This is a genomic window from Acidovorax sp. CCYZU-2555 (assembly GCF_018413525.1).
Taxonomy (GTDB): domain Bacteria; phylum Pseudomonadota; class Gammaproteobacteria; order Burkholderiales; family Burkholderiaceae_C; genus Comamonas.
Genome location: NZ_JAHCDD010000134.1, coordinates 1 through 7876, shown reverse-complemented (window position 1 = coordinate 7876; position 7876 = coordinate 1). Strand labels below are relative to the sequence as shown.

At 67.1% G+C, this 7876-nt stretch carries 7 protein-coding genes; all 7 read right to left on the bottom strand.

Annotated elements, in window-relative coordinates; all coding sequences use genetic code 11:
* Nucleotides 1-1109 (bottom strand): universal stress protein (locus tag KHY18_RS26455; RefSeq protein WP_213307314.1); only part of this gene is annotated, 1109 nt, incomplete at its 3' end.
* A 46-nt stretch (nucleotides 1110-1155) separates the two neighbouring features.
* A complete protein-coding gene (locus KHY18_RS26450; protein ID WP_213307312.1) occupies nucleotides 1156-1455 on the bottom strand; it encodes a hypothetical protein in 300 nt (99 codons plus the stop codon).
* Nucleotides 1452-2105 (bottom strand): potassium-transporting ATPase subunit KdpC, encoded by a 654-nt coding sequence (gene kdpC / locus KHY18_RS26445; protein WP_213307310.1) that lies wholly within the window; start codon nucleotides 2103-2105, stop codon nucleotides 1452-1454. Before kdpC ends, KHY18_RS26450 begins: the two co-directional genes overlap by 4 nt.
* 10 nt (nucleotides 2106-2115) lie before the next feature.
* Nucleotides 2116-4125 (bottom strand): potassium-transporting ATPase subunit KdpB, encoded by a 2010-nt coding sequence (gene kdpB, locus KHY18_RS26440; RefSeq protein WP_213307308.1) that lies wholly within the window; start codon nucleotides 4123-4125, stop codon nucleotides 2116-2118.
* 10 nt (nucleotides 4126-4135) lie between these two features.
* A complete protein-coding gene (gene kdpA / locus KHY18_RS26435) occupies nucleotides 4136-5854 on the bottom strand; it encodes a potassium-transporting ATPase subunit KdpA (RefSeq protein ID WP_213307305.1) in 1719 nt (572 codons plus the stop codon).
* Between the two features lie 57 nt (nucleotides 5855-5911).
* Nucleotides 5912-6616, bottom strand: a complete 705-nt coding sequence (locus KHY18_RS26430; protein WP_213307303.1) for a TorF family putative porin — start codon at nucleotides 6614-6616, stop codon at nucleotides 5912-5914.
* 415 nt (nucleotides 6617-7031) lie between these two features.
* Nucleotides 7032-7876 (bottom strand): LysR family transcriptional regulator (locus tag KHY18_RS26425; RefSeq protein ID WP_213307300.1); only part of this gene is annotated, 845 nt, incomplete at its 5' end.

Genomic DNA, 7876 nt, shown 5'->3' with positions numbered 1-7876 from the left:
GTGCGGTTGAAGATGCGCGCGATCGGGCGTTCGCGCGTGCGGCCGATGACGATGGAGCGCGCGCCGCGCGCCGCCGCGGCGTCGAGCAGCACCTGGGCCACGTCCGTGCCGTGCAGGATTTCGGTGCTGCCGCCCAGGCTGCGCGCCAGCGCGAAGGCCTTGTCGAGTTCGAGCTGGCGCTGCTGCGCCTCGCCCGTGGCCGTGCCGCGCCGGCTGGCGATCGCATCCAAATCAGCCACCACGGTCCTGCCGGCCTCGACGCAGACCACCGACCAGGGCGCGCCGCGCCGCTCGGCGATGCGGCAGCCGGCGCGCACCAGGTACTCCGACTGCCCGCGGCCGTCGATGGCGACGAGCACATGGCGCTGAATGGACAGACCGTCGAGGCCGCGCGCCGCGCGCGTTTCGCGCAGGTCGATATCGACATGGTCGGCCACGGTCTGCATCGCAAGTTCGCGCAAGGCCGTGAGGTTCGACGGCGAGAAGAACGCCTGCAGCGCCTGGCTCGCCTGCTCGGGCAGATAGACCTTGCCCTGGTTGAGGCGCTCTATCAGTTCGCGCGGCGGCAGATCGACGAGCCGGATATCGCGCAGCCGGTCGAACACCGAATCCGGCACCGTCTCGCTCACGCGTATGCCGGTGATCTGGTGCACCACATCGTTGAGGCTTTCGAGGTGCTGGATGTTGATGGTGGTGTAGACATCGATGCCCGCGTCCAGCAGCTCATCGACGTCCTGCCAGCGCCTTTCGTGCCGGCTGCCCGGCGCATTGCGGTGGGCGAGTTCATCGACCAGCGCCACCGCGGGCCGGCGCGCCAGCAGCGCATCGAGATCCATCTCCTCGAGCCAGCGGCCCTGGTATTCGACCTTCTTGCGCGGCAGCAGGGGCAGGCCTTCGACCAGCGCCAGCGTCTCGGCGCGGCCATGGGTCTCGACCATGCCTATGACCACGTCCTTGCCCTGACGGTACAGCTCGCGCGCGCGCGTCAGCATCGCGTAGGTCTTGCCCACGCCCGGCGATGCGCCCAGAAAGACCGTGAGCCGGCCCGCGGCCTCGCGGCGCAGCGAGCCGATCAGCGCGTCCGCCTGTTGTGCATGTTCAAAGCCCATGGAGCGGCATCCAGCGGTTCATGTTTCGATTTCCCATGCCTCAAGCCTACAGATTATTCCTGGCATGCACAGCCAGTTTGAGCGCCGACTTCGCGACCGTGGGCGAAACGATCAGCACCCGCCTGTCGTTGGCATTGCCCACGGCCAGCGCAAAGCCCAGCGCGGCGACGCCGGCCACGGCCATGCGCACCGGCAGGCGCTGGCCCGCGAGAAAGCCGCGCACCGCGGCCCAGCCTATCGCATTCGACGGAAAGCGCGCGCTGCACACGGGCGGCGTCGCGCCCAGCACCACCATCTCGAGCTGTTCGCGGCCCGCGGCCACGCCCACGCTCAGGCCTGCGCTCATCGCCCGCTCCCCGCGCGGTCGAGCGCGAGATTGAGCGCCAGCACATTCACGCGCGGCGCGCCGAACACGCCCCATTGCCGGCCTTCGGTGTGCTGGGCGACCAGCGCCTGCACCGCTTCAGGCGCCATGCCGCGTTCGCGCGCCACACGCGCGATCTGGATCTGCGCGGCCTGCGGGCTCAGGTGCGGATCGCTGCCGCTGCCCGACTGCGTGACCAGGTCCGACGGCACGGCCGCGGGCGCCACGCCTTCGCGCTGGGCGACGGCGGCGCGCGCCTGCTCGAGCCGGGCCCGCAGTTCGGGCGAAGTGCGCGCCTGGTTGCTGCCCGCGAGCGCCATCATGTCGTAGCCCGCGGCCGAAGGCCGCGACTGGAAATAGCGCGCGCTGGTGAACGGCTGGGCGACCAGCGCGGAGCCGACCACGCGGGCGTCGCGCTCGATCAGGCTGCCGTTGGCCGCGGCCGGAAACAGCGCCTGGCCCAGGCCTACGCCGGCCAGCGAGTAGAGAAAGCCGAAACCGGCCAGCGCGATCACGGTCAGGCCGACCGCGCCGCGCAGCAGGCCCTTGTCGCAGGTGCAGGGTGCTTGCGGCGCGGCGTCGTCGCGCAGGGTGACGGCGAGCGCGTCGCGGGAAAGAGTGGGAATGCTCATGGCTATGACCTCAGAGAACAAAGAGCGTCGACAGCACGACGTCGATCAGCTTGATGGCGATGAACGGCAAAATGAGGCCGCCCAGACCGTAGACCAGCATGTTGTTGCGCAGCAGTTCCGTGGCGCTCGCGGGCTTGAAGCGCACGCCGCGCAGCGCCAGCGGAATCAGCAGCGGAATGATCACGGCGTTGAAGATCAGTGCCGACAGCACCGCGCTCGAAGGGCTGGACAGCTGCATCACATTGAGCGCGGCCATCTGCGGAATCGCCACCGCGAACAGCGCGGGCAGGATGGCGAAGTACTTCGACACATCGTTGGCCAGCGAGAACGTGGTCAGCGCGCCGCGCGTGATCAGCTGCTGCTTGCCGATCTCGACCACGGCCAGCAGCTTGGTCGGGTCGGAGTCCAGGTCGACCATGTTGCCGGCTTCCTTCGCCGCCTGCGTGCCCGAATTCATCGCCAGCCCGATATCGGCCTGGGCCAGCGCGGGCGCGTCGTTCGTGCCGTCGCCGACCATGGCCACGAGCCGGCCTTCGGCCTGCTCGGCGCGGATGCGCGCCAGCTTGTCTTCAGGCCGGGCTTCGGCGATGTAATCGTCGACGCCGGCTTCGGCCGCGATATGCGCGGCCGTGAGCTTGTTGTCTCCGGTGATCATCACGGTCTTGATGCCCATCTCGCGCAGCCGCGCGAAACGCTCCTTGATGCCGTGCTTGATCACGTCCGACAGTGCGATCACGCCCAGCACATGGCGGCCGTCGCTGACCACCAGCGGCGTGGCGCCGGTGCGCGCCACCTGGGCCACGCGCGCCTCGAGTTCGGCCGGCACATGGCCGTCGAGCGCCTGCACATGCGCGCTGATCGCGTCCAGCGAGCCCTTGCGTATCACGCGCTCGCCGGGCAGGTCCACGCCCGACATGCGGCTTTGCGCCGAGAACGGCACGAAGTGCGCATTCTCCGGCTCGACGATCTGCTCGCCCTTCTCGCGCGCCAGCTTGACCACCGACTTGCCTTCGGGCGTGGGGTCGGCGAGCGAAGCCAGCAGCGCGGCCTGGCGCAGCTGCGCCGCATCCACGCCGGCAATCGCATGGAACGCCGTGGCCTGGCGATCGCCGTAGGTGATGGTGCCGGTCTTGTCGAGCAGCAGCACATCGACGTCGCCCGCGACTTCGACGGCCTTGCCCGACTTGGCCAGCACATTGGCCTTGAGCGCGCGGTTCATGCCCGCGATGCCTATCGCCGGCAGCAGCCCGCCTATGGTCGTCGGAATCAGACATACCAGCAGCGCGATCAGCAGCACGAAGTTGACTTCGACGCCGACGAAACCGCCGATGAACGGCAGCGTCACGACCACGATGGTGAAGGTCAGCGTCATCACCATCAGCAGGATGCCCAGCGCAATCTCGTTGGGCGTCTTCTGCCGGTTCGAGCCTTCGACCAGCGCGATCATGCGGTCCAGAAAGCTGTGGCCGGGCTCGGCCGTGACGCGCACCAGAATGCGGTCCGACAGCACCTTGGTGCCGCCGATCACGCCCGAGCGATCGGTGCCGGCTTCGCGCAGAACGGGCGCCGATTCACCGGTCACCGCGGCTTCGTTGATGGTCGCCAGGCCTTGTTCGATTTCGCCGTCGGCGGGCACCAGCTGCCCGGCTTCGACCAGCACCAGATCGCCGGGACGCAGCTCGGAAGCAGGCACGGTCGCCTCCTGGCCGTTGACATCGATGCGCCGCGCCATCAGATCCTTGCGCGCGCTGCGCAGCGACGCGGCCTGGCCGCGGCCGCGCGACTCCGCCACGGCTTCGGCGTAGTTGCCGAACAGCACGGTGAGAAACAGGATGGTCGTCACGGCCCAGCCAAAGCCCGGCGCCGACAGGCCGGCGAGCGTTGCGGCGCCGGTCAGCAGCGTGCCGGCCCAGACCACGGCCATCACCGGGTTCTTGACGATGTGCTGCGGCGCGAGTTTGACAAAGGCGTCGATCAACGCTCTTTGATGGCCCTGCGTGGAGTGGTTTGCAGTATTCATGAAATTTCCTTCAACGTGCCAGCAGCTGTGTCAATGCGAGGTGGTCGGCAACGGGGCCCAGCACCAGCACGGGCATGAATTGCAGCAGCGTGAGAATGACGACGATGCCGGTCAGCGTGAGCGCGAAAGTGGGCGTTTCCACCTGCAGGCTGCCCGCGCTTTCGGGTGCGCGGCGCTTGCGCGCCAGCATGGCGGCGATGGCCAGCGGAATCAGCAGCGCGGGGTAGCGGCCCGCGGCCAGCACGAAGGCGGTGGAGAGATTCCACCAGGGCGTGGCATCGCCCAGCCCCTCGAAGCCCGAGCCATTGTTGGCGAAGGCCGAGACGTACTCGTAGAACACCTGGCTGATGCCGTGAAAGCCCGGATTGGAGTTGCCGGCCAGGCCAGGCACGGCCAGCGTCACGGCAGTGAAGCCCAGTATCACCAGCGGCTGCCACAGCACCAGCACGGCCAGCAGCTTGACTTCAGGCGCTTCGATCTTGCGGCCGAACAGCTCGGGCGTGCGCCCGGTCATCAGCCCGGCGATGAACACGCCCAGCAGCAGATAGACGATGAACTGCTGCAGCCCGCAGCCCACGCCGCCCCAGATGGCGTTGATCAGCATGTTGGACATCGCCACCAGGCCCGTGAGCGGCGCGGCCGAGTCCAGCATCAGATTGACCGAGCCGTTGTTGATCTGCGTGGTCGTGGCCGCCCACAGCGCCGAAGCTTCGGCGCCCAGGCGCACTTCCTTGCCTTCCATCAGCGCGATGTCCTGGGCGCTGCCGGAGTAGGCCTCCGACCAGAGCGACAGCCCGGTCGAGATCACCGACATGGCCAGCATCGTGCCGAACACCATGGCGCCGAAACGGCGCCGCCCGGTGAACGGGCCGATCATGAAAATGATGGACACGGGAATCAGCGCGATCGCCAGCAGCTGCAGGAAGTTCGACAGCGGCGTCGGGTTCTCCAGCGCCACCGTGCTGTTTGGGCCGTACCAGCCGCCGCCGTTGCTGCCCAGCTGCTTGATCGCCACCATCGGCGCCACGGGGCCCAGCGGAATCTTCTGTTCACGGAACTCGGCCGTGGCGTCGACGGGGCTGGCGACCGGGCCGGCGGCCAGCGTCGCGGGCACGCCCTGCCACGTGAGCAGCAGCGACAGCACCAGACACAGCGGCAGCACGAAGCGCAGCGTGGCACGCACCACGTCGGCCCAGAAATTGCCGACGTCGATCGCCAGCGCTTCACCTTCGGGCCGCTGCGCGGTCTGCGCCTGGCGCCCGCCGAACAGGCAGCGCAAGGTGGCGACGACCACGGCCAGGCCCATCACCGGCGTGACGACCTGCAGGCCGACGATGCCGGTCATCTGCGACAGATAGGACAGCTGTGCCTGGCCGGAATAATGCTGCTGGTTGGTGTTCGTGAGGAACGACACCATGGTGTGCAGCGCCAGATCCCAGCGCATGTTGGGCACGCCGTCGGGGTTGAGCGGCAGCCAGGCCTGGGTCATGAACAGCGTCCAGACCACCAGCGCCAGCAGTAGGTTGCTCAGCAGGAAGGCGCCCGCATAGCCGCGCCAGCCCATGCCGATCTCGGGGCGCGTGCCCAGCAAGGCATAGAGCGGGCGTTCGAGCCAGCCGAACAGCCGGTCGCTGCGCATGGGCGCGCCGCGCATCACGGCCGCGAGGTAATGGCCCAAGGGCCAACCCAGTGCGACCACCAGCGCGAGAAACAGGGAGAATTCAATCATGGTGCAAGGCTCCGTGGATGCCAGAGGAACGAAGAGGCGTGTCGCATGGCACGGCCCTCAGAAAGCGGCCTGCAGCGCGAACTCCGCGCGGCTGCCAGCCATGCCGGGAAAAAGGCGCCGGGCCGCGGAGTCGGTCGCATGCAAGGTCAGGCGGGCTTCGAACGGTGCCTTGAAGGCCCAGACCACGCCGACGGCGCCATGGGTGTAGCTGTCCGCATAGCGGCCGTCGAGCAGGTAGCGCGCAACGCTGGCCTCGACACGCCACTGTTCGCTGATCGGCGCGCGCGCACCGAGCAGCACATAGGTGCCCCGCATGCCGCTGGCCATCGCGTTGTCGGAATTCCCCAGCGCCAGCCAATAGTTGTCGCGCCAGGTGGCGCTGGCGTTCAGCTCGTTCCAGTTCAGGCGCGCAGTCGCTGACGGGTATTGGTAGCGCAGCAGGTACAGATCGAGCGCCCAGTCCGGGGAGACCTTGCCGCTCCAGCCCGCGACCAGATCGAACTCCGAGCCCGCGCCGTTGTCGGGCACGAACTTGACGCCCGAGCCCCAGATGGAGGCATAGAAGCCCGAATCGTGGGCGTACTTGAAACCACCCTGTAACGCAGGGTTCTCACGCGTCTGCGACGAGCCGCGCCATACATAGTCGGACGTCAGCGCGACATTTCCCGAGAATTGAGCGCGCGCCTGGCCGGATACCGCGCACAACAGAAATCCCGTGAAAAGAGCCGCAATCCCTCGAATATTATTGGTATCGAAACGCATAGAAATTTATCGAATCTTGATGGCGAAATAGCCATGTCCAAGTATTCGCGCAGCCCGCGTAAAATTTCTATGCCTACAAAGCCCGCGCACATAAATTCGGCGTAAATTCTCCGCAACGACACACCTGTCGGCACTCGCCTACAGAGGGATACCCGACGAATTTACGCCGAATTTACGACGCGATACAACACTCTCGGATAAGCTTGCAGCATGCAATCGATCAGGGCGTTTTCATGCACTATGTAGTCCATGATGTGATTTTCATCACTTTCGTGGTGATTTTGTTTTTGGCATTATTTCGTACCGGGCAGAAAATCCTGCAGTGGTTGGAAAATCAGAAAGCCCAAAAATCATCCGCAAGCCCCCAACCCCAGGCTACGGCCATTCATAATCCGCCACGCTAAACCGCTTCGGTCTAGCGTTCGGCCTGCGCGCACTCCAGCAGGCTGCGCACCCAGCGTATGCGCGTAGACGTGTTGAGCCACAACAGGCCCAATTCGCGCACCGGGCTGGAGCCCAGGCCGTGCCCATGCGGCAGCGCGGGCAAGGCCAGCGCGCGGATGGGGCGCTGGCGCGTGAGCGCCTGCCCAATGTCCGGCACCAGCCCCACGCCCAGGCCCTGCTCGACCATCATCGCCACCGCCAGCACCGAATTGAGTTCCAGCCTTTCCCTGGGCGTGATTCCCAGCGCCTTGAGATAGCGGTCCGCGAGCTTGCCGCCCGCGAGTTCGCGGTCATAGCGCACCAGCGGCCGCGTGCGCAGCAGCTGCAACGGGTCCTGGCCCGCGTCGGCGCCCGGCACCAGCAACACCAGCGGCTCCTGGCGCAACGCCGCCCAGCTCACCGTCTTGGGCAGATCGAACGAAGGCTTGAGGCACAGCGCCGCATCGAGCGAAGACTGCAACAGCGCGGTGTACAAATCCGGCGTCATGCCCACGCGCACCGACACGCGCACGCTCTCGTGGCGCGCGACAAACGCGCGCATTACATCGGGCAGAAAGCCATGTAAAGCGGTGTTGACCGTGCCCAGCCGCAACTCGCCATGGTCGGTGTCGCTCGCCACCCATTCGCGCAGCTGATCGCAGTCCTGCACCAGCTGCCGGCCGCGCTCGAACAAGCGCTCGCCCGCGGCCGTGGGGCGCACGCTGCGGCCATGGCGCACCAGCAGCGCCACGCCCAGCAGCTGCTCCAGTCCGCGCATCTGCTGGGCCACGGCCGCAGGGCTGATGTCGAGCTGGCGCGCGGCCTCGGACATCGACC